Origin of the sequence: Saccharopolyspora cebuensis, from assembly GCF_039542665.1 — a bacterium.
GTDB classification, from domain to species: Bacteria; Actinomycetota; Actinomycetes; order Mycobacteriales; family Pseudonocardiaceae; genus Saccharopolyspora; species Saccharopolyspora cebuensis.
Genome location: NZ_BAABII010000012.1, coordinates 146,043 through 166,126 on the forward strand (window position 1 = coordinate 146,043; position 20,084 = coordinate 166,126).

The following is a 20,084-nucleotide window of genomic DNA, read 5'->3' on the forward strand; positions in this document are numbered from 1 at the left end:
GGTGCGGTGGCGGAATGCGGTTGCCCGCACCGATTACGCTGGAGGGGTGACGACCAGCACCGAAGCCCCCGCCAAGACCACCGGCGACGAGCTGCGCGCGCAGGTGCGCGAGGCGGCCTCCCGCGCCCGCGAGGCCGCCGCCGCGATCGCCGGGCTCACCCGCGCCGACAAGGACGCCCTGCTGCACGACATGGCCGACGCCCTGGTGCGCCGCGCGCCGGAGATCATCGCGGCAAACGACCGCGACGTGACCGCCGCCCGGGACGCGGGCACGGCCGAGGGGCTGATCGACCGGCTGGTCCTCACCGAGCAGCGGGTGGCCGGGATGGCCGACGGGCTGCGCACGGTCGCGGGCCTGCCGGACCCGGTCGGCGAGGTGGTGCGCGGCAGCACGCTGCCCAACGGGCTCCGGTTGCAGCAGGTCAGGGTGCCGATGGGCGTCGTGGGCATCGTCTACGAGGGCCGTCCCAACGTCACGGTGGACGCGGCCGGGCTCACCCTCAAGGCGGGCGACGCGGTGCTGCTGCGCGGCTCGTCCTCGGCGGAGGCGTCCAACACCGCGCTGGTCGGCGTCCTCGGCGACGTGCTCCGCGAGCACGGGCTGCCCGCCGATGCGGTCCAGCTGCTGCCCTGCCACGACCGCGCCTCGGTGCGCCACCTCATCACCGCCCGGGGCCTGGTCGACCTGGTCATCCCGCGCGGCGGCGCGGGGCTGATCGCGGCCGTGGTGGAGGAGGCGACGGTGCCCGCGATCGAGACCGGAACCGGCAACTGCCACGTCTACGTGGACGCCTCCGCCGACCTCGACACAGCGCTGCGCATCCTGCTCAACTCCAAGGCGCGTCGCACCAGCGTGTGCAATGCGGCGGAGAACCTGCTGGTCCACGAGTCGATCGCGGCCGAGTTCCTGCCCCGCGCCCTCGCCGAGCTCGACGCCGCCGGGGTGACGGTGCACGGTGACGAGCGGGTGGTCGCCGCGGGCGGGGCGAACGTGGTGCCCGCCACGGCGCAGGACTGGGACACCGAGTACCTGTCGCTGGACATCGCGGTGGCCGTGGTGGGGTCGCTGCCGGAGGCGGTCGCGCACATCCGCGCCCACGGGTCCGGGCACACCGAGGCGATCGTGGCCACCGACGTGCGCGCCACGCAGGCGTTCACCTCGCAGGTCGACGCGGCGGCGGTGATGGTCAACGCCTCCACCGCGTTCACCGACGGCGGCGAGTTCGGGATGGGCGCCGAGATCGGCATCTCCACCCAGAAGCTGCACGCGCGGGGCCCGATGGGGCTGACCGAGCTGACGTCCACCAAGTGGCTGGTCTTCGGTGACGGACACGTCCGGCCCTCGAGCTGAGGTGGGCACCGGTCGCAGGCGCGATGCGGCCGGCACCAAGGAGGCGTTGTTGCACGCCGCCACCGAGCTGTTCGCCGAGCGGGGCTTCGACCGGACCACGGTGCGCGACGTCGCCGCGCGCGCCGAGGTCAACCAGGCGCTGCTGTTCCGGTACTTCGGCTCGAAGCAGGAACTGTTCGCGGCCGTGCTGAACCGCAGCGGCGCCCGGCTGCTCGACGAGCACCCCGCGGCCGAGCTCCCGGCCCGGCTGCTGGAGGCCGTCCTGGCCGGGGAACGCGGTGCCGATCACCCGCTGGTGGCGCTGCTGCGGTCCTACACCGACGAGCGGGCGGCGCAGGTGCTGCGCGAGGAGCTGGGCGGCCGGTACTCGGCCCGGCTCGCCGAGCTGACCGCGGAGCCGGACGCCGAGCTGCGGGCCGATCTGGTGCTGGCCTGGCTGTTCGGCATCGGGATGCTGCGCTCGGTGCTCGGCAAGGAGCCGCTGACCTCGGCCGATCCGGACTCGATCGTCGAGCACGTCTCCCGGTCGGTGGCGGTGCTGCTGGAGAGCGCGGACGGCCGCGGGGGCTCGTGATCGGCTCGTCGGGCTGATCGACCGGTGCGTCGTTCGCCGGCGGAAGCGTACGGTGCGAATGTAAGCGCGTGCTTACAGCCGTTCGTTCCCCGGGAGTTGCGCATGACCACCACGGAGCCGAGGACGTATCCCTTCAGCGAGGCTGACCGGCTCAACCTGGACCCCTTCTACGCCCGGTTGCGGGAGAGCGAGCCCCTCTCCCGCATCCAGCTGCCGTTCGGCGAGTCCGCCTGGCTCGCGACCCGCTACGAGGACGCCAAGGTCGTGCTCGGCGACCCGCGCTTCAGCCGCGCGGCCAGCGTCGGCCGCGACGAGCCCAGGCTGCGGGAGCGCAGGCAGGCGATGGGCATCCTGGCGATGGATCCGCCGGACCACACCCGGCTGCGCAAGCTGGTGGCCAAGGCGTTCACCGCGCGCCGCGTCGAGCGGTTGCGCCCCCGCGCCCAGGAGATCGCCGACGAGCTCGCCGACGGGATGCTGCGCGAGGGCGCCCCGGCCGACCTCGTCGAGGACTTCGCGCTGCCGCTGCCGATCGCGGTGATCTGCGAGCTGCTCGGCGTGCCCTTCGAGGACCGCGCGGACTTCCGGGTGTGGTCGGACGCGTTCCTGTCCACCACCAAGCTCACCCCGGAGCAGGCCGAGGACTACATCGGCCGGATGCACGACTACATGGCCGGGCTGATCGACCGGCGCCGCCAGGAGCCGGGCGACGACCTGATGAGCGCGATGATCAGCGCGCGCGACGACGAGGACCGGCTCACCGAGCAGGAACTCGTCCAGTTGGCGGCGGGCATCCTCGTCGCCGGGCACGAGACGACCGCGACGCAGATCCCGAACTTCGTCTACGTCCTGCTCACCCATCCCGAGCGGCTCGCCGAGCTGCGGGCGGACCCGGACCTGGTGCCCGCCGCTGTCGAGGAGCTGTTGCGCTACGTGCCGCTCGGCGTCGCCTCGGCGTTCCCGCGCTACGCGCTGGAGGACGTCGAGCTCGGCGGCGTCACGGTGCGCGCCGGGGACCCGGTGCTGGTCAGCCTGTCCTCGGCCAACCGCGACGAGGCCGTGTACCAGGACCCCGACCAGCTCGACCTGCTGCGCTCGGAGGCCTCGCACATCGGCTTCGGCCACGGCCCGCACCACTGCCTCGGCGCCCAGCTGGCCCGGCTGGAGCTGCAGGTGGCGCTGCGCACGCTGCTGACCCGGCTGCCCGGGCTCCGCTTCGCCGATTCGGAGGCGGACCTGCGGTGGAAGACCGGAATGCTCGTGCGGGGGCCGCTGTACATGCCGATCTCGTGGGATGATCAGGGGGCCAACCGAGAGGAGGACCGGCTGTGAGCTGGTTGGTCGAGGTCGACACCGAGAGCTGCATCGGTTCGGGCATGTGCGCCGGGACCGCCCCGGACCACTTCGAGCTCGTCGCGGGCGTGGCGCAGGCGAAGAGCTCCTCGGTCGAGCCCGACGAGGACGTCGTGGACGCCGCCGAGTCGTGCCCGGTCGAGGCGATCCTGGTCAAGGAGGCGGCCTCCGGGGAGGTCGTCGCCCCGAAGGACTGAACCGCTCGGAGCCGGTGCCCGGTCGCGCTGAGCCGCCGACCGGGCACCGCGAGCGGCGGGCCCGCCGTGCGGCACCTCCGGTCGACTTCTCTAGGCTTGGTGGCTATGTCGCGTAGGCGCCGGATCGGGGTCATGGGAGGCACCTTCGATCCCATCCACCACGGCCACCTGGTCGCTGCCAGTGAGGTCCAGGCCCAGTTCGGGCTGGAACAGGTCATCTTCGTGCCGACCGGGCAGCCGTGGCAGAAGAGCCACGAGCTCGTCAGCCCGGCGGAGGACCGCTACCTGATGACGGTGGTGGCGACCGCCTCCAACCCCCGGTTCTCGGTGAGCCGGGTGGACATCGACCGGGGCGGCCCCACCTACACCATCGACACCCTCGGCGATCTGCGCGCGGAGTTCCCGGACGCCGAGCTCTACTTCATCACCGGCGCCGACGCGCTGGAGCAGATCCTGTCCTGGCACCGGATCGAGGAGCTGTTCGACCTCGCCCACTTCATCGGCGTCACCCGACCGGGTTATTCGCTGAACGGCGCCCACCTGCCCCAGGGCACCGTCTCCCTGGTGGAGATCCCGGCGCTGGCCATCTCGTCCACCGGCTGTCGTTCCCGGGTCAACGCCGGTCTGCCGGTCTGGTACCTCGTCCCGGACGGCATCGTCCAGTACATCACCAAACGCGGCCTCTACCGCCCCGAACCCGCCGCACCAGCAGCGGAGTGGGGACCATGATCATCTGCCGCAGCGCGCCAGCCTGACCAGGGGAAACCGTGGTCGCGGGCTCGCCTCCGATTCGGGGGGCTGAGCCGGGCCCTGCGTCACCGTTCGTAGAAGGAGGATGCGCTGGTGCGTGAAAGGCGCGGCGATGTGGTGTTGCGCGTCAATGCCATGGACGGCCAGTACCACATCCGTTCCTCGCCCGGGGTCGGCGACATGTGGCCCGCTTCCCGAGACGGCCTCTTCGTCGGCGAGGACAACTGGGTGGCCGTCCTGTGCGGGACGTTCTGGGGGCCGGTCGATCTCAGCGTCCGCGAGCACGACGCACCTCTCGGGGAAGTCGACCGGGACTGGGACATGGCAGCCGAGTGGTCGCTCGACTGCCCGGAGGGAACCTTCGCGATCCACGACATCTACAGCAACGACCCGCCCCATGTCGTCGAGGTCGCGGCGGGCTGGACCAGGTTGCGGCTTTCGGTGCGCGGCCGGACGCGCGCACGAGAAGTACCCGAACCGGTGACGGTCCCTGTCGAGCAGCATCTCCTGGAACTCTGGCCCGCACCGGCCTGGCACGGTCCGGCCGTCGTGCACGGCCCCGACGGGCTCGCGCACCACTTGCGCTCGCAGTGATCGAGTCGGCCCCGAGCCCGCCGCACCAGCGGTGAAGCGCGCGGCTGACGGCTGGAAGGCCGCTGCCGCCTCTGGTTCCCTTGCCCGGGGAGGCCCTAGGCGGGAGGCGCGGATGAGCTACGAGCAGGCCGGTCGGATCGCGTGCGAGGCGGTGCGCATCGGTGCCGAGTTGGTGCGGACCAGCACGTCGGTGGAGGTCCGCGAGAAGGCCGAGCGCGACTACGTCACCGACGTCGACCTCGCGGTGGAGCGGGAGCTCTCCGCCTTCCTCGCCGAGCGGACCCCGGAGCACGGTTTCCTGGGCGAGGAGCACGGCTACCGGGAGGGGGCCGGGGAGCAGGAGTGCGTGTGGACGCTGGACCCGGTCGACGGCACCTCCAACTTCGCCCGCGGCCTGCCGCTGTGCGCGGTCTCGCTGGCCCTGGTGCGGCGCGGGGAGCCGGTCGTCGCCGCGATCGCGTGCCCGTTCCTCGACCTGGAGTTCTCGGCGATCGCCGGGCAGGGCGCCTACGGCGGGGGTGAACGGCTCCGGGCCAGCGGCATCACCGACCTCAGCCGGGCGCTGGTGTCGATGGGTGACTTCGCCGCGGGGGACGGTTCCGCCGAGCACAACCAGCGGGGGCTCCGGCTGGTCGCGGCGTTGGCCGACGAGGTGGAGCGGGTCCGCATGTTCGGCTCCGCCGTGCTCGACCTGGCGTGGGTGGCCAGCGGGCGCACCGCCGCCACCGTGATCCTGTCGAACAACCCGTGGGACACCGCGGCGGGCGTGCTGCTCGCCCGGGAGGCGGGGGCGCACGTGTTCGACGCCTCGGGCCTACCGCACACCGCCGACTCCGCCGAGACCATCGCGGTGGCGCCGGGGATCAGCGAGGACCTGCTGGCCCTGGTGCGGCGCAGCGTCCTGCCCCGAGGCGGGTGAGCCCGGAGCCCGGCGGTGTTCATCCCGGCGGGTGGTCCGGGCTGGGACCGACGGGCTGTGGGTGATTGGGTGCGCGCTGGCTATCCTCTACACGCGTGGGTGCGCACCGAGCCCACCCGAGAGGAGTGACGTGGCAGCCACCGACAACGCCCGCGAGCTGGCCCTGGTCGCGGCGCAGGCCGCGGCCGACAAGAAGGCCACCGACGTCGTCCTGCTGGACGTCTCCGAACAGCTCGTCATCACCGACTGCTTCATGATCGCCTCGGCGCCCAACGAGCGGCAGGTCGAGGCGATCGTCGACTCGGTCGAGGAGAAGATGCGCGCGGTCGGCAGCAAGCCGGTCCGCCGGGAGGGCGCCCGCGAAGGCCGGTGGGTCCTGCTGGACTTCGTCGACGTCGTGGTGCACGTGCAGCACGACGAGGAGCGCTCCTTCTACGAGCTGGAACGGCTCTGGAAGGACTGCCCCCGGATCGACTTCACCGATGCGCAGCCCGCGGACGAGGACCGGGACGGCGAGGGGTGAGCCTCGAGCGGTTAGTGCTCTGGCGGCACGGCGAGACCGGGCACAACCTCGCCGGCCGCATCCAGGGACACCTGGACACCTCGCTGACGGAGGTCGGCGAGCAGCAGGCGGCGGCCGCCGCCCCGGCCATCGCGGGGTTCAGCCCCGAGGTCGCGATGTGCTCGGACCTGCGCCGGGCGCGCTCGACGGCGGCGGCGTTCAGCGCGCTCAGCGACATCCCGGTGCGGCTGGACAAGCGGCTGCGCGAAACCCACCTGGGCGAGTGGCAGGGGCTCAGCGGCGCCGAGGTGGAGCACGGCTGGCCCGGTGCGATGCTCACCTGGCGCTCCGACCCGACCTGGGCGCCGCCCGGCGGCGAATCCCGGGTGGAGGTCGCCGAACGCGCCCACGAGGTCGTGCTCGAACTCGAGCAGCAGCCGCGCGGCACCGCTCTGCTGTGCGCCCACGGCGGCCTGATCACCGCGCTCACCGCGAAGCTGCTCCGGCTGCCGGTGGAGCTGTGGCCCTCGTTCGGCGGGGTCGGCAACTGCCACTGGGTCGTCCTGCGCAAGCGCGGCGCCAGCGACGACCGGTGGCGCCTGCTCGCCTACAACGCCGGTGTCCACGGCTGAACGTAGGGTTGCCGCGTGGCCATCGCAGTCGTGACGGACTCGACGGCGTACCTGCCTCCCGGATGCGCGCGGCGGTACGCCGTCCGGAGCGTTCCGCTGCACGTCAGCGTGGATGGCGCCGGTGCGCTCGACGAACCTGACTTCGGGCCGGGCGAGCTGGCGCGCGCGTTCGCCCGCACGCACCGGGTGACCACCTCCGGTGCCGCCCCGGAGGAGTTCGCCGCCGCCTACCGGGCGGCGCTGGACGCGGGTGCCGACGGGGTGGTCTCGGTGCACCTGTCCCGCAACCTGTCGGGCACCTGGCAGGCGGCTCGGTTGGCCGCCTCGGAGGTGGATCCGGAGCGCATCGCCGTGGTCGACTCCCGGTCGGCCGCGATGGGCCTGGGCTTCTCGGTGCTGGCGGCCGCGGAGGTCGCGCGGACCGGCGGATCGCTGGCCGAGGTGGAGCGGGCTGCCGCGGCGACCGCGGCGCGGACCACCACGCTGTTCTCCGTGCAGACCTTGGAGCACCTGCGCCGCGGCGGCCGGATCGGGACCGCCGCCGCGCTGCTGGGCACCGCGCTGGCGATCAAGCCGCTGCTGCACGTGCGGGAGGGGCGGATCGAAGCGCTGGAGAAGGTGCGCACCAGCGCCCGCGCGACGAATCGGATGGTCGACGTCTCGCTCAAGGCGGCCGGCGCCGGTGCGGTGGCGCTGGCGGTGCACCACCTCGCCGCACCGCACCGGGCGCAGGAGCTCGCCGACCGGTTCCGGACCGAGCTGGGGGAGCGCCTGGAGTGCGTGGTCTCCGAGGTCGGCGCGGTGATCGGAGCGCACATCGGTCCCGGGGCGGTCGGGGTCGTGGTCCTGCCCGGCGGGTGGCGGAGCGGGGCCTGAGCCACGGCGACTCACCCGTCCGGGAATCGGATTCGACCCGAACGGGCTGCATCCGCCAGGGAGTTGTCCACAGCGGACGCAGTTGTCCACAGATTTGAAAATCGTTGGTGCGCAGCTTGTTCGCGCCGCCCTACCGTCGTGGCATGTTCGATCTCGACCGCGCCAGGCATCGGCGCTCCGATGTGGACGACGACAGCGATCCGCGCACCCGCTTGGCGGAACTGCGCCAGCGGGCGCGTTCCGACGACGCGGAAACCCGCGCCGGACCCGACTACGCCGCCGCAGCGGGCGGCCCGCGTCACGACTCGCCGCTCTCGCGGTGGGCGGGGCGCTGGCTGCCGGAATCACTCGCGCGGTCCAGAGTGGACCCAGGTCGACTGGGCCTGCTCGCGATCGGCGCGGTGGCCGCCGTGCTGGTGGTCGTGTTCGGGCTCACCCTGCTGGGCCGCGGACCCGCCGCGGAACCGGCGCCGCCACCACCGCTCATCACCCCCGCCGCGGCGGCCACCACCACGTCGGCTCCTCCTGAGGAGCTGGTCGTCAGCGTCGTCGGACGGGTGGCCGAGCCGGGACTCGTCACGGTGCCGCCGGGCGCTCGGGTCGCGGACGCGCTCGACGCGGCGGGCGGTGCGGTGCCCGGTACCGACATCACCGCCCTGAACCTCGCCCGCCGACTCGTCGACGGCGAACAGCTCTACGTCGCCGTGCCGGTGCCGCCCCAGGCGCTCGCCCGAGCGCCGGCGGCCTCGCCCGGCGAACCCGGCAAGCTCGACCTGAACACCGCGACGGAGGAACAACTCGATGAACTGCCCGGCGTCGGAGAGGTCACCGCCCAGCGGATCGTGCGCTGGCGCGCGGAACACGGCCGCTTCACCTCGGTGGAACAGCTCCGGGACGTGGACGGCATCGGCGAGGTCCGGTTCTCCCGGCTCCGCGACCTGGTGCGGACATGAGCGCGCTCCGCCCGCAGCCGCTGGACCTGCGGCTGGCCCCCGCCGCGCTCGCCGTCTGGGCGGTGACCCTCGCCGGGCTCCTGCTCGGGTGGGTGGTGGCGGCGGTGGTCGCGGTGCTGGCCCTGGTGTCGGTTCCGGTGCTCTGGGCGGTGGCGGGTACCCGGCGCTGGGGACGTTCGCTGCTGGTGGTGCTGGTGCTGGCCGGGATCGCCGCGGCGGGAACGGCGCAGCGCGGACGGGCCGCCGAGGACCACCCGCTCCGCGGGCTCGCCGAGCGGGGCGGTCGGGCGGTGGTCGGCGTGGAGCTGACCGACGCGCCGGTGCCGCTGCGCGGTGCCTCCTACGGTGCGCGGCGGGCGCAGGACCGGTCGCTGGTGCGGGCGGAACTCCGTTCGCTCGGCCCGGCCGGGCGGCGGGCACCGAGCCACGGTGCCGTGGTGCTGCTGGTGCCCAGCGCGTCGTGGCGGGACCTCATCGCGGGACAGCGGGTCCTGGTGGAGGGACGGATCGTGCCACCGCGCAGCGGGGAGCTCACGATCGCGGCGGTGCAGGTCCGCGGGCCACCGATCGGGGTCACCGCACCTCCGGGCTGGCAGCGCACCGCTGAGGAGCTCCGCGAGGGGCTGCGGGTCGCCGCCGCGGCGGTGCTGGGACCCGCCGCCGCCGGACTGCTGCCCGGGCTGGTGGTCGGTGACACCGGACGGTTGCCCGCGGAGGTCGAAGCGGACTTCCGCACCGCGGGGCTCGCGCACCTCACGGCGGTCTCCGGGGCCAACCTGGCGATCGTCTGCGGCGCGGCGCTCCTGCTGCTGCGGCTGGTCGGCGCCGGTCCGGTCGTCTCCGCGCTGGCGGCGGGTGCGGCGTTGGCGGGCTTCGTCGTGCTGGCGGGGCCGGAACCGAGCGTGCTGCGCGCGGCGGTGATGGGCGCGATCACGTTGCTCGCGCTCGTGCTCGGCCGGGAGCGCTCCGCGCTGCCCGCGCTGTCGGCGAGCGTGGTCGGCCTGGTCCTGGTGGTGCCGGAGCTGGCGACCAGCCTGGGGTTCGCGCTGTCGGTGGCGGCCACGGCGGGCCTGGTGGTGCTGGCCCCGGCCTGGGCGGCGGCCCTGCACCGCAGGGGCGTTCCTCCCGGGCCGGCGGAGGTGCTGGTCGTCCCGCTGGCCGCGCAGGTCGTCACGGCACCGCTGATCGCGGCCTTCTCGGGCGAGATCAGCCTGGTGTCGGTGGTGGCGAACCTGCTCGCCGGTCCGGTGGTGGCACCGGCGACGGTGCTCGGCGTGCTGGCCACGGTCCTGCACCCGGTGGCCGGGTGGCTCGGGGAGTTCTGCGTCCTGCTGGCCGCGCCGGAGCTGGCCTGGGTGCTGGCCGTCGCCGAGCACGCCGCCGCGGTGCCCGGCGCGGTGCTGGACTGGCCGAGCGGGCTCTCCGGCGGTCTGCTGCTCGCCGGGCTGACGGTCGCGCTGCTGGTGGCGCTGCGGTTCCGCCGGGTGCGCGGGTTGCTCGTCGTCGGGGTGCTGGGCGCCTGGATCGTGCTGGTCCCGGTGCGCGGAGCCGTCGCGCCCTGGCCGCCGGCCGGGTGGGCGGTCGTGGCCTGCGACGTCGGGCAGGGCGATGGCCTCGTCCTGGCGACCGGGCGTCCCGCCGAAGCGGTGGTGGTCGACACCGGGCCGGACCCCGCCCTGATGGGCGAGTGCCTGCGGCGGCTCGGCGTCCGGCGGGTCCCGCTCGTGGTGCTCACCCACCTGCACGCCGATCACGTCAGCGGTCTCGCCGGGGTGGTCCGGGAACACCCGGTGGGTGCGATCGGCATCGGGCCGCTGCGCGAACCGGCCTGGGCGATGCGCGAGATCGCCGCGCTGGCGCGGGGACACCGCGTGCCGGTGCTCGAACTCGTCGCCGGACAACGCACCCGCTGGCCGCACCTGGTCCTCGACGTGCTCGGCCCGCGCGGCGAGCTCGCGCTGGCCGGGTCGGCGGAGGCGGCCAACGACGCCTCGGTGGTGCTCATGGCCACCACCCGGGCGGGGCGGGTGCTGCTCACCGGTGACGTCGAGCTGCCGGGGCAGTCCGGGTTGCTGGCCTCCGGGGCGGACCTGCGCGCCGACGTGCTCAAGGTTCCGCACCACGGCTCCCGCTACACGGCACCGCGGTTCCTCCGGGCGGTCGGCGCACGGGTGGCCCTGGTCAGCGTCGGCGACGACAACGGCTACGGACATCCGAGCCCGCTCATCCTCGGCGAGCTGCGCCGGGCGGCCACGGCCGTGCGGCGCACCGATCTGGAAGGTGCTATCGCGGTCCTACCCGGACCGCGCACGGTCAGCCGCGGTGATCCGCTCCGCGCGGACGACCGCTGACGAGGAGGTGATCTCGACACCGCGACCCAGCGAACGCTGCCGCGGTCCCGAACAGCATCCCGGCCCGTCCTCGGGTCGGCGCGGCTGCGGCACCCGCACCGGCGGGCTCTGCGGCGGTGCCGAAGACCCACCGGGTGCGCGGCACCGCGCCGCCGGGCTCGTCCGCTTCCGGCGCGGGCGGCTGGGGCCGCTGGGGGCGACCGGGTGGGAAGGCCCGGCCGCCCGCGGCTCAGCGGAGGCCGAGGGCTTCGTCGACGGCCTCGGTGCTGGGGGCGACGGTGGCCTTCGGGCCGATGCCGTCCTGCACGGCGTCCAGGGTCTTCAGCCCGTCACCGGTGATGAGCAGGACGGTCTCGGCGTCCGGGTCGAGCTTGCCCGCCTCCAGCAGCTTCTTGGCGGTCGCCACGGTGACCCCGCCCGCGGTCTCGGCGAAGATCCCCTCGGTGCGGGCGAGCAGCCGGATGCCCTCGACGACCTCCTCGTCGGTGACGTCCTCGATGGCCCCGCCCGTCTTGCGCACGATGTCGAGCACGTACGGGCCGTCCGCGGGCGCCCCGATGGCCAGCGAGCGGGCGATGGTGTCCGGGCGCACCGGCTGCACCACGTCGTGCCCGCCCTTGAACGCCGACGAGACGGGCGAGCACCCGGAGGCCTGCGCACCGAAGATCCGCACCGGCGAATCTTCGATCAGGTCGAGCTGGGCGAACTCGTTGAACCCCTTGTAGACCTTGGTCAACTGCGAGCCGGAGGCGATCGGGACCACGATCTGCTCGGGCTTGCGCCACCCGAGCTGCTCGGCGACCTCGAAGGCCAGCGTCTTGGAGCCCTCGGAGTAGTACGGCCGCACGTTGACGTTGACGAACGCCCAGTCCTCGTGCTCCCCGGCCAGCTCGGTGGCCAGCCGGTTGACGTCGTCGTAGTTGCCGTCCACCGCGAGCAGCGAGCCGTCGTAGACCGCGCTCATCAGGATCTTGGCGCGCTCCAGGGTCTTCGGGACCAGCACCACGGAGTCCCAGCCGGCCCGGGCGGCCGCGGCGGCCACCGCGTTGGCGAGGTTGCCGGTGGACGGGCACGCCAGCACCTTGAAGCCGAACTCGCGCGCCGCGGCCAGCGCCACCGCCACCACCCGGTCCTTGAAGGAGTGGGTCGGGTTGCCGGTGTCGTCCTTGATCCAGATCTGCTTGACGCCCAGCGCCTTGGCCAGGTTGTCGGCCCGGACCAGCCTGGTACAGCCGGGCTCGGTGTTGGGGTGCTGCTCCACGGTGCTCGGCACGGGCAGGAGGTGCTTGTAGCGCCAGATCGAGCGGGGACCGGCTTCGATGTCCTCGCGCCGCACCCGGCCGAAGTCGTAGGCGACTTCGAGGGGGGAGAAGTCTTCGAGGGAGACGAACTCGGGGGCCAGCGGCTGGCGGTGCCCTTCTTCCTTGGACACCAGCTCGGCGGCCGGACCCAGGTCGAACGTCTTCCCGGTGGTGGCCGGGGAGTGGGCAGCAGCGGTCATCGCGAGGTCCTTTCCTCATCTGTCCCGCGGACGGGTCGGAATTGGCACCTTGATCGTCGGCGGACACGCGGAGCGCACGCTGCATCGACGATGGTTGCCGGGGCTTCGACGGGCCGTTCCCTCTGCCCCTCTGGATGAGCTGTTCGGTTGTGGCGGCAACGCTAGTGCAGCCGTCGCGGATCTGGCCAGGCCGATCCAGATGGCGGGACGGTCGGACCCCCGTGCGACGATGCCCGCATGAGCTCACCGCCGGTGCTCCCGGACCCGCTGCACCTGGTCCTCGGCGACGAGGAACTGCTGGTGGAGCGCGCCGTGCACGCGGCGGCCGGGGCGGCGCGCGCGGCCGATCCGACGGCCGAGCTGCGCCGGGTGAAGGTGAGCGACCTCACCCCTCCGGAGCTCGACGAGATGCTCAGCCCGTCGCTGTTCGCCGAGGGGCGGGTGATCGCCGTCGAGTCCGCGCAGGACGCGGGCAAGGAGATCGCCCAGGCGGTGCTCGCGCACGCCGCCGAACCCGCCGACGGCGTGGTGCTCGTCGTGGTGCACAGCGGGGGCGGTCGCGCCAAGCACGCCAAGGAACTCCCGGCGGCGCTGCGCAAGCTCGGCGCGCGGGTCACCGAGTGCAACCGGATCACCAAACCCGCCGAGCGGGAGGCGTTCGTCCGCGACGAGGTGCGGCGGGCGGGGGGCAAGACCGACGCCGCCGCGGTCTCGGCGCTGATCGACGCGGTGGGCACCGACTTGCGCGAGCTGTCCTCCTCGGCCACCCAGCTCGTCGCCGACACCGGCGGCCGGGTCGACGAGGAGTCGGTGCGCCGGTACCACCGGGGTCGCGCCGAGGTCACCGGGTTCGCGGTCGCGGAGAAGGCCGTCACGGGAGATCGGGAGGGGGCCTTGGAGGCGCTGCGCTGGGCGCTGCAGCTCGGGGTCCCGCACGTGCTCATCGCCGACGCGCTCGCCGAGTCGGTCCGCACCATCGGCCGGGTCGCCTCGGTCGGCCGCAGCGATCCGTACCGGCTGGCGGGGGAGCTCGGGATGCCCGCCTGGAAGGTCAAGAAGGCGCTGGCCCAGGCCCGCGGCTGGAACAGCACGAGCCTGTCCGCCGCGTTGCAGCTCACCGCCCAGGTCAACGGCGAGGTCAAGGGCATGGCCGCGGACGCGGGCTATGCGCTGGAGCGCACCGTGCTGCGGCTGGTCGACCTGCGCGGGGCCCGGAACTGACGACGAAGCGCCCTCCCCCGCGCGGGGAGAGGGCGCCTCGGGTGGTGCCTCAGAGCGAGTTGGCGCGCTGAGCCATGGCGGACTTGCGGTTCGCCGCCTGGTTCTTGTGGAGCACGCCCTTGCTCGCGGCCTTGTCGAGCGCGCGGGCGGCGGCCCGCTGCAGCTCGATGGCCTTGTCCTTGTCACCGGCGGCAGCGGCCTCGCGGAACTTGCGGATGGCGGTCTTCACGCTGGACTTGACCGCCTTGTTGCGCTGGCGGTTGGCCTCGTTGGTCCGGATGCGCTTGACCTGGGACTTGATGTTGGCCACTGGTGCGCCTCTTCCTCGTCGATGGTCGGCCGCGCTGAATTGGCACCGCGCTGCGGGAGCGCGGCTTTCCTCCTGGTCGGAACGCCGCACGGCACGGTCGTCCATGCTAACAGCGGGCGCGCGCCGCCCCGGCGCCGACCTCGGCCCCGCCCGAGGGCACCGCCTCGGGAGCCGACCCCGAGCGCCCGCTGCGCGAGGCGGTCTCCGGGCGAACCTAAGGGGTCCCTTCAGAATGCGGCGGAGCCGCATGCGGTGAGGCTGTCCCCTTGCACCGCCGCCCGTGCTCGGACGTGACCGCTCAGCGGTCTTCTCGCGAGGACAGCCGTGACGCCGTGTACGTGGTTGGTACATCAGGAACGGCTCCCGGAGCGAGAAGGCCGCTGAGGTTCCGCCACCCGCACCGCCACGCAAACCCTTCTGAAAACGGTCCTAAGCTGAGCCCTCGTGCTCGACGCGTTGACCTGGCCCGGATTCGCCGATCTCTCCCTCGCCGGACTGCTGTTCCTCTGCGCGGCCGCGTTCCTGGCGGGCGCGGTCGACGCGATCGTGGGCGGCGGTGGGCTGATCCAGCTCCCCGCGATGCTGCTGCTGGTCCCGGGCGGTGAGGTGATCCACTCGCTGGCCACCAACAAGGTCGCCTCGGTGGCCGGGACCGCCGCGGCGGCCCGCACCTACGCCAAGCGGACGCCGATCGACTGGCGCAGCGCGCTGCCGATGGCCCTGCTCGCACTGCTCGGTTCCCTCGGTGGTGCGATCTTCGCCGACGCGCTGCCGTCCGGGGTGCTGAACGCGGTCGTGCTCGCCGCGATCGTGGTGGTCGCCGTCCACACCTGGCGCAAGCCCGACCTCGGTTCGGTCGACGCCCCGCGCTTCGGCAGGCGCGGCCAGCTCGTGGTGATGCTGCTCGGCGGGGTCCTGCTCGGGTTCTGGGACGGCATCGCCGGTCCGGGCACCGGATCGTTCCTGGTGTTCCTGCTGGTCGGGCTGGTCGGGTTCGCCTTCCTCACCGCTTCGGCGACGGCGAAGGTGGTCAACGTCGCGACGAACGTCGGGGCGCTGCTGTTCTTCATCCCGGCGGGGAAGGTGCTGTGGGGGCTCGGGCTGTGCATGGCGGTGAGCAACGCGGCGGGCAGCGTGCTGGGCGCGTCGCTGGCCTCCCGGCGCGGATCGGGCTTCGTGCGGCGGGTGTTCCTGACCGTGGCGGTCGGCCTGGTGGTGAGCCTCGGCTGGAAGGTCGCGGCGGGGATCTAGTCCGCGGCCGGTGCGGCGGCGTAGAGTCCGCTCCCGGTTGTGCCTAGGGTTCCGCCGCCGCTGCGCTCCAGCACCGACAACCAGCAGCGGGCGGGTCAGGTCCGAGCGGCACCGGCGTCCGCCGCCGAGCGCGGTCGCACATCTCACGGGACAAAAGCCTGGAGGAACCGCGAGGTCGCGCGCCCGCGCGACCCGGAGGGAGCCTCGTGGGCCTGACCGCCGTCCTGCTCGTCGTCGCCGCCGCGTTCGCGCACGCGGGCTGGAACTTCTTCGCCAAGCGCGCCGGTTCCGGGGGAGCGGTGTTCGTCTGGTTGACCGCCTGCTGCTCGACGGTGCTGTACCTGCCGGTGGCCGCGGGTGCGCTGCTGGTCGACGGGGTGCCGCCGTGGCGTTCCTGGGTGCTGGGCGGGGTGGTCGGCGCGGTGGTGCAGGCCGCGTACTCCGTGGTGCTGCAACGCGGTTACGCGGTCGGCGACATGTCCGTGGTGTACCCGCTGGCGCGGGGGACCGGGCCGATGCTGGCGATGGTGATCGCCGTGGTGGTGCTCGGCGAGCGGCCCGGTGCGCTGGGCGTGCTCGGCGGTGCGCTGGTGGTGCTCGGGGTGCTCCTGATCGGCTTCTCCGACGGCCTGCCGCGGGCCGGAGCGGGGCTCACCGGCGTCGGTTTCGGTCTGCTCTGCGGCGCGCTGATCGGCGTCTACACCACGTGGGACGCCTACGCGGTGACCGCGCTCGGGCTCTCCCCGCTGCTGTACGAGTGGACCAGCACGCTGCTGCGGACGCTGCTGCTGAGCCCGCGGGCGCTCGCTGACCCGGGGCGGGCCGGGCGGGTCTGGCGCGCGCACCGCCGCGAGGTGCTCGCCGTGGCGGTGCTGTCCCCGTTGGCCTACTCGTTGGTGCTGTTCGCGATGCGGCTCGCGCCGGTGAGCCTGGTCGCCCCGGCGCGGGAGCTGAGCATCGTGATCGCCGGGCTGCTGGCCTGGCGCCTGCTGGGCGAGGACCGGCCGCTCCGCCGGTTGAGCGGTGCCGCCGTCGTGCTGGCCGGCGTGGTGCTGCTGGGTATCGCCTGATGGTGGCGGGGGTGCTCGGTGGGTATGAACGGGGCATGGAGATCTTGAGCAGCAGGCTGATCCTGCGGCCCCGCGACCGCGAGCGGTCGGTGCGCTTCTACCGGGACGTGCTCGGGCTGGCCGTCTCCCGCGAGTTCGCGGTCGGCACCGTGTTCTTCACCGGCGGCGGCTACCTGGAGGTGTCGGGGTCCGGTGAGCACGGCACGAGCCCGGACCAGGTGTTGTTCCTCCAGGTCCGGGACGTGCGGGCGGAGTTCGAGCGGGTGCGCGACCACGTCGAGGTGCTGGCCGGACCCGCCCGGCAGCCGTGGGGGCTGGACGAGGCCTGGATCGCCGACCCGGACGGGATGCGGATCGTCCTCGTCGAGGTCCCCGCCGACCACCCCCTGCGGGTCGACACCCGAGGCGAGTAGCCCGCCGCACACCTTCCACCCGTTCGTGTGCCAGGTGAGGGGCACCTTCATCCGACATAGCCGGATGAAGGTGCCCCTCACCTGGCAGAAGTTCACCGGGTCGGGTGCTCTTGCGGGGCCTGTGGTCGGCTCTCGGCGTCCTGCGGGCGGCGGGCCCTGGCCTGGACCTGGAGCCCGGCACCCGGTGGCTGCCACAGCCAGCTCTGCACCTCGACGAATCCGCAGGCCCGCAGGTCGGCGTCCAGGCCGGGCCGGGATCCCGGCAGCGATTCCTCCGGAGCGGAGAGGAGGAGTTCGCCGTCCGGGCGCAGCAGGGCGAGCAGGTCGGCGAGCGCGGCCGGCCGGTCCGGCCACCGGTGGGCGTCGTGCGTGCTGAGCACGACGTCGAAGGGCGCCTCGGCCGGGTCGGCGGTGGCCCGGCGGGCGCGGTCGGCCGCCGGGCGCAGCGCCGCCCCGGGGCCGAGGACCAGCACCTCGTCCGCCCCGGTCAGCCCGGCCAGCCGCACGACCTGCTCCTCGACGACGGCGTCCGCCCGGCCTCGCGACCGTTGCGCCGTCCGACCCAGCGGACCGCGCGAGCGGTGCAGCGGCGCTCGACGGTCCCGGCTGTCCGTTTCACCCATATGTCCAGCTCAGCACCGGCGACGCGGCGGTGCATCGGGGATGACCCGGAGTTGGGCATCGAGGTCAGGTCGCCTCGTGGGACCATGTGCGGGTCCCTCCACCCTGCCGACGTCCGCGAGGAACACTGAGTGAGCAGTTTCGCCGATACCACCTTCACCGACCCGGAGCGCATCCGGAACTTCTGCATCATCGCGCACATCGACCACGGCAAGTCCACGTTGGCCGACCGGATGCTGCAGCTCACCGGGGTGCTGGAGGAGCGCGCGTACCGGGCTCAGTACCTCGACCGGATGGACATCGAGCGGGAGCGGGGGATCACGATCAAGGCGCAGAACGTGCGCCTTCCTTGGTCCGTCGGCGGGGAAGATCACGTGCTGCACATGATCGACACCCCAGGGCACGTCGACTTCACCTACGAGGTCAGCCGGTCGCTGGCCGCCTGCGAGGGGGCGGTGTTGCTCGTCGACGCCGCGCAGGGCATCGAGGCGCAGACGCTGGCCAACCTGTACCTGGCGATGGAGCACGACCTCCAGATCATCCCGGTGCTGAACAAGATCGACCTCCCCGCCGCCGAACCGGACAAGTACGCCGCCGAACTCGCGCACATCATCGGCTGTGAGCCGGAGGACGTGCTGCGGGTCTCGGCCAAGACCGGTGAAGGGGTTGGTGCAGTGCTCGACGAGGTGGTCCGGCAGATCCCGCGCCCGGAGGGCGTCGCGGACGTGCCGCCACGGGCGATGATCTTCGATTCCGTCTACGACACCTACCGGGGTGTGGTCACCTACATCCGGGTGGTCGACGGCAAGATCGAGCCCAGACAGCGCATCAAGATGATGTCCACGGGCGCCACGCACGAGCTGCTCGAAGTCGGCATCATCTCGCCGGAGCCCAAGGCCTCCCGCGGACTCGGCGTCGGCGAGGTCGGTTATCTGATCACCGGGGTGAAGGACGTCCGCCAGTCCAAGGTCGGCGATACCGTCACCTCGGAGCGCAAGGGCGCCCCGGAGCCGCTCCCCGGCTACCGCGAACCCAAGCCGATGGTCTACTCGGGTCTCTACCCGGTGGACGGCAGCGATTACCCGCTGCTGCGCGAGGCGCTGGACAAGCTCCAGCTCAACGACGCCGCGCTGACCTACGAGCCGGAGACCTCCGGGGCGCTGGGCTTCGGTTTCCGCTGCGGCTTCCTCGGCCTGCTGCACCTGGAGATCACCCGCGACCGCCTGGAGCGCGAGTTCAACCTGAACCTGATCTCCACGGCGCCGAACGTCGTCTACGACGTGATCGAGGACGACGGCACCGAGCTGGAGGTGACCAACCCCTCCGACTGGCCCGAGGGCAAGATCAAGGAGGTCCACGAGCCGATCGCCAAGTGCACCGTGATCGCGCCGTCGGAGTTCGTGGGCACGATCATGGAGCTGTGCCAGTCCCGCCGCGGTCAGCTCGCCGGCATGGACTACCTGTCGGAGAGCCGCGTCGAGCTGCGCTACACGCTGCCGCTGGCCGAGATCGTGTTCGACTTCTTCGACCACCTCAAGTCGCGCACCCGCGGGTACGCCTCGATGGACTACGAGGAGGCCGGTACCCAGTCGTCGAACCTGGTGAAGGTCGACATCCTGCTCCAGGGCGAGCCGGTGGACGCCTTCAGCGCGATCGTGCACCGCGACGCCGCCTACGCCTACGGCACCAAGATGGCGACCAAGCTGCGCGAGCTGATCCCGCGCCAGCAGTTCGAGGTGCCGATCCAGGCCGCGGTCGGGTCGCGGATCATCGCCCGGGAGACCATCCGCGCCATCCGCAAGGACGTGCTCGCCAAGTGCTACGGCGGTGACATCAGCCGCAAGCGCAAGCTGCTGGAGAAGCAGAAGGAGGGCAAGAAGCGGATGAAGACCATCGGGCGGGTGGAGGTCCCGCAGGAGGCCTTCGTCGCCGCGCTGTCCACCGACGAGTCCGCGGGCAAGGACGACGGCAAGAAGGGCAAGAAGTAGCCCGGGCGAGGTGACGCCGCGGATCGTGTCGGTGCCCGCTGGTTGACTGCCGGCCGTGGTGGAGACGACCGGTCCGCGGCCCCGCCCGTGCACGGTGGCCGACCTGGTGGAGATGCCCGCCGACGGGCGCCGGTACGAGCTGCTCGACGGCATGCTGCTCGCCAGCCCGCCGCCGGGCTTCCGGCACCAGAAGGTGGTGCTCCGGCTGGGGGCGCTGCTCGACGCCGCCTGCCCGGACGAGTTCGAGGTGGTGCCCGCGCCCTTCGCCGTCCGGCCGTCGGTGACCGAGGAGCTCCAGCCGGACCTCCTGGTGGCCCGTCGCGCGGACCTGGCCGAGCAGCACCTCCCCGTCGCGCCGGTGCTGGTGGTCGAGGTGCTCTCGCCCGGAAGCCGGCATTACGACCTGGGCCCGAAGAAGGCCGCGTACCAGCGGATCGGGGTGACCCACTACTGGGTGGTCGATCCGCTGGTCCCGGGCCTGGTGGTGCACGAGCCGGGCGATGGCGGTGAGTTCCGGGTGACCGCAGCGGCCCGCGGTGCCGAGGTGTTCGAGGCGCGGCGGCCGTTCCCGGTGCGGGTGGTGCCCGCCGAGCTGCCGCCCCGGCCCTAGGGGGTGCGGGGACCTCGGCGGTCTTCGCGGCGCCGAGCCGGAGGTGC

General features: G+C 73.1%; 21 protein-coding genes and 1 riboswitch. Of the genes, 18 read left to right on the plus strand and 3 right to left on the minus strand.

The window, feature by feature from the left end; all coding sequences use genetic code 11:
• The first annotated feature begins 46 nt into the window (after window positions 1-46).
• From ABD976_RS18005 to ABD976_RS18060, 12 genes are all read left to right on the plus strand, one after another.
• A complete protein-coding gene (locus ABD976_RS18005; RefSeq protein ID WP_345364630.1) occupies window positions 47-1,351 on the plus strand; it encodes a glutamate-5-semialdehyde dehydrogenase in 1,305 nt (434 codons plus the stop codon).
• Between the two features lie 49 nt (window positions 1,352-1,400).
• Window positions 1,401-1,925, plus strand: coding sequence for a TetR/AcrR family transcriptional regulator (locus tag ABD976_RS18010; RefSeq protein ID WP_345364632.1), 525 nt, complete (start codon window positions 1,401-1,403; stop codon window positions 1,923-1,925).
• A gap of 102 nt (window positions 1,926-2,027) precedes the next feature.
• Window positions 2,028-3,257 carry a cytochrome P450 gene (locus tag ABD976_RS18015; RefSeq protein ID WP_345364634.1) on the plus strand — a complete coding sequence of 410 codons (1,230 nt, stop codon included), beginning with the start codon at window positions 2,028-2,030 and terminating at the stop codon, window positions 3,255-3,257.
• A complete protein-coding gene (locus ABD976_RS18020) occupies window positions 3,254-3,475 on the plus strand; it encodes a ferredoxin (protein ID WP_345364636.1) in 222 nt (73 codons plus the stop codon). The genes ABD976_RS18015 and ABD976_RS18020 overlap by 4 nt, the downstream gene beginning before the upstream one ends.
• A 105-nt stretch (window positions 3,476-3,580) precedes the next feature.
• On the plus strand, window positions 3,581-4,204 hold the full coding sequence (gene nadD, locus ABD976_RS18025) for a nicotinate-nucleotide adenylyltransferase (RefSeq protein ID WP_345364638.1): 624 nt from the start codon (window positions 3,581-3,583) through the stop codon (window positions 4,202-4,204).
• Window positions 4,205-4,318: 114 nt separating this feature from the next.
• Entirely contained in the window at window positions 4,319-4,819 is a 501-nt protein-coding gene (locus ABD976_RS18030; RefSeq protein WP_345364640.1) for a hypothetical protein, read from the plus strand.
• Between the two features lie 112 nt (window positions 4,820-4,931).
• Window positions 4,932-5,738: an inositol monophosphatase family protein gene (locus ABD976_RS18035; protein WP_345364642.1), complete on the plus strand. Its 807-nt coding sequence runs from the start codon at window positions 4,932-4,934 to the stop codon at window positions 5,736-5,738.
• Window positions 5,739-5,868: 130 nt separating this feature from the next.
• Complete coding sequence (rsfS, locus tag ABD976_RS18040; protein WP_345364644.1) at window positions 5,869-6,261, plus strand: ribosome silencing factor; 393 nt, start codon at window positions 5,869-5,871, stop codon at window positions 6,259-6,261.
• On the plus strand, window positions 6,258-6,872 hold the full coding sequence (locus ABD976_RS18045) for a histidine phosphatase family protein (RefSeq protein ID WP_345364646.1): 615 nt from the start codon (window positions 6,258-6,260) through the stop codon (window positions 6,870-6,872). The genes rsfS and ABD976_RS18045 overlap by 4 nt, the downstream gene beginning before the upstream one ends.
• Window positions 6,873-6,887: 15 nt before the next feature.
• On the plus strand, window positions 6,888-7,748 hold the full coding sequence (locus tag ABD976_RS18050; protein ID WP_345364648.1) for a DegV family protein: 861 nt from the start codon (window positions 6,888-6,890) through the stop codon (window positions 7,746-7,748).
• A 143-nt stretch (window positions 7,749-7,891) separates the two neighbouring features.
• Window positions 7,892-8,701, plus strand: a complete 810-nt coding sequence (locus tag ABD976_RS18055; RefSeq protein WP_345364650.1) for a ComEA family DNA-binding protein — start codon at window positions 7,892-7,894, stop codon at window positions 8,699-8,701.
• Window positions 8,698-11,052, plus strand: coding sequence for a ComEC/Rec2 family competence protein (locus ABD976_RS18060; RefSeq protein ID WP_345364652.1), 2,355 nt, complete (start codon window positions 8,698-8,700; stop codon window positions 11,050-11,052). The genes ABD976_RS18055 and ABD976_RS18060 overlap by 4 nt, the downstream gene beginning before the upstream one ends.
• Before the next feature lie 229 nt (window positions 11,053-11,281).
• On the opposite strand, the gene thrC is transcribed toward ABD976_RS18060, so the two are convergent.
• Window positions 11,282-12,553: a threonine synthase gene (gene thrC / locus ABD976_RS18065; protein WP_345364654.1), complete on the minus strand. Its 1,272-nt coding sequence runs from the start codon at window positions 12,551-12,553 to the stop codon at window positions 11,282-11,284.
• Window positions 12,554-12,565: 12 nt separating this feature from the next.
• A riboswitch (SAM riboswitch) is annotated at window positions 12,566-12,694 on the minus strand.
• Between the two features lie 96 nt (window positions 12,695-12,790).
• Here thrC and holA point away from each other — a divergent pair.
• On the plus strand, window positions 12,791-13,774 hold the full coding sequence (holA, locus tag ABD976_RS18070; protein ID WP_345364656.1) for a DNA polymerase III subunit delta: 984 nt from the start codon (window positions 12,791-12,793) through the stop codon (window positions 13,772-13,774).
• Between the two features lie 49 nt (window positions 13,775-13,823).
• Here holA and rpsT read toward each other — a convergent pair whose 3' ends face one another.
• A complete protein-coding gene (gene rpsT, locus ABD976_RS18075; RefSeq protein ID WP_345364658.1) occupies window positions 13,824-14,084 on the minus strand; it encodes a 30S ribosomal protein S20 in 261 nt (86 codons plus the stop codon).
• Window positions 14,085-14,528: 444 nt separating this feature from the next.
• Between rpsT and ABD976_RS18080 the strand changes: the two genes are divergently transcribed.
• The 3 genes from ABD976_RS18080 (at window position 14,529) to ABD976_RS18090 (ending at window position 16,818) form a co-directional block, all read left to right on the plus strand.
• Window positions 14,529-15,335, plus strand: a complete 807-nt coding sequence (locus tag ABD976_RS18080; RefSeq protein ID WP_345364660.1) for a TSUP family transporter — start codon at window positions 14,529-14,531, stop codon at window positions 15,333-15,335.
• Between the two features lie 206 nt (window positions 15,336-15,541).
• A complete protein-coding gene (locus ABD976_RS18085; RefSeq protein ID WP_345364662.1) occupies window positions 15,542-16,405 on the plus strand; it encodes an EamA family transporter in 864 nt (287 codons plus the stop codon).
• Between the two features lie 35 nt (window positions 16,406-16,440).
• Window positions 16,441-16,818, plus strand: coding sequence for a VOC family protein (locus ABD976_RS18090; protein ID WP_345364664.1), 378 nt, complete (start codon window positions 16,441-16,443; stop codon window positions 16,816-16,818).
• A 92-nt stretch (window positions 16,819-16,910) separates the two neighbouring features.
• Here ABD976_RS18090 and ABD976_RS18095 read toward each other — a convergent pair whose 3' ends face one another.
• On the minus strand, window positions 16,911-17,441 hold the full coding sequence (locus ABD976_RS18095) for an SAM-dependent methyltransferase (protein ID WP_345364666.1): 531 nt from the start codon (window positions 17,439-17,441) through the stop codon (window positions 16,911-16,913).
• A 129-nt stretch (window positions 17,442-17,570) separates the two neighbouring features.
• Here ABD976_RS18095 and lepA point away from each other — a divergent pair, with 129 nt between their 5' ends.
• Window positions 17,571-19,427 carry a translation elongation factor 4 gene (gene lepA / locus ABD976_RS18100; RefSeq protein ID WP_345364668.1) on the plus strand — a complete coding sequence of 619 codons (1,857 nt, stop codon included), beginning with the start codon at window positions 17,571-17,573 and terminating at the stop codon, window positions 19,425-19,427.
• Between the two features lie 55 nt (window positions 19,428-19,482).
• A complete protein-coding gene (locus ABD976_RS18105; protein WP_345364670.1) occupies window positions 19,483-20,037 on the plus strand; it encodes a Uma2 family endonuclease in 555 nt (184 codons plus the stop codon).
• The last annotated feature ends 47 nt before the right edge of the window (window positions 20,038-20,084 follow it).

Coding starts and splice junctions, on each gene's coding strand:
- nadD (WP_345364638.1), top strand. CDS start 3,581: ATGTCGCGTAGGCGCCGGATCGGGGTCATGGGAGGCACCTTCGATCCC.
- ABD976_RS18015 (WP_345364634.1), top strand. CDS start 2,028: ATGACCACCACGGAGCCGAGGACGTATCCCTTCAGCGAGGCTGACCGG.
- ABD976_RS18035 (WP_345364642.1), top strand. CDS start 4,932: ATGAGCTACGAGCAGGCCGGTCGGATCGCGTGCGAGGCGGTGCGCATC.
- ABD976_RS18060 (WP_345364652.1), top strand. CDS start 8,698: ATGAGCGCGCTCCGCCCGCAGCCGCTGGACCTGCGGCTGGCCCCCGCC.
- thrC (WP_345364654.1), bottom strand. CDS start 12,553: ATGACCGCTGCTGCCCACTCCCCGGCCACCACCGGGAAGACGTTCGAC.
- ABD976_RS18055 (WP_345364650.1), top strand. CDS start 7,892: ATGTTCGATCTCGACCGCGCCAGGCATCGGCGCTCCGATGTGGACGAC.
- holA (WP_345364656.1), top strand. CDS start 12,791: ATGAGCTCACCGCCGGTGCTCCCGGACCCGCTGCACCTGGTCCTCGGC.
- ABD976_RS18095 (WP_345364666.1), bottom strand. CDS start 17,441: ATGGGTGAAACGGACAGCCGGGACCGTCGAGCGCCGCTGCACCGCTCG.
- ABD976_RS18090 (WP_345364664.1), top strand. CDS start 16,441: ATGGAGATCTTGAGCAGCAGGCTGATCCTGCGGCCCCGCGACCGCGAG.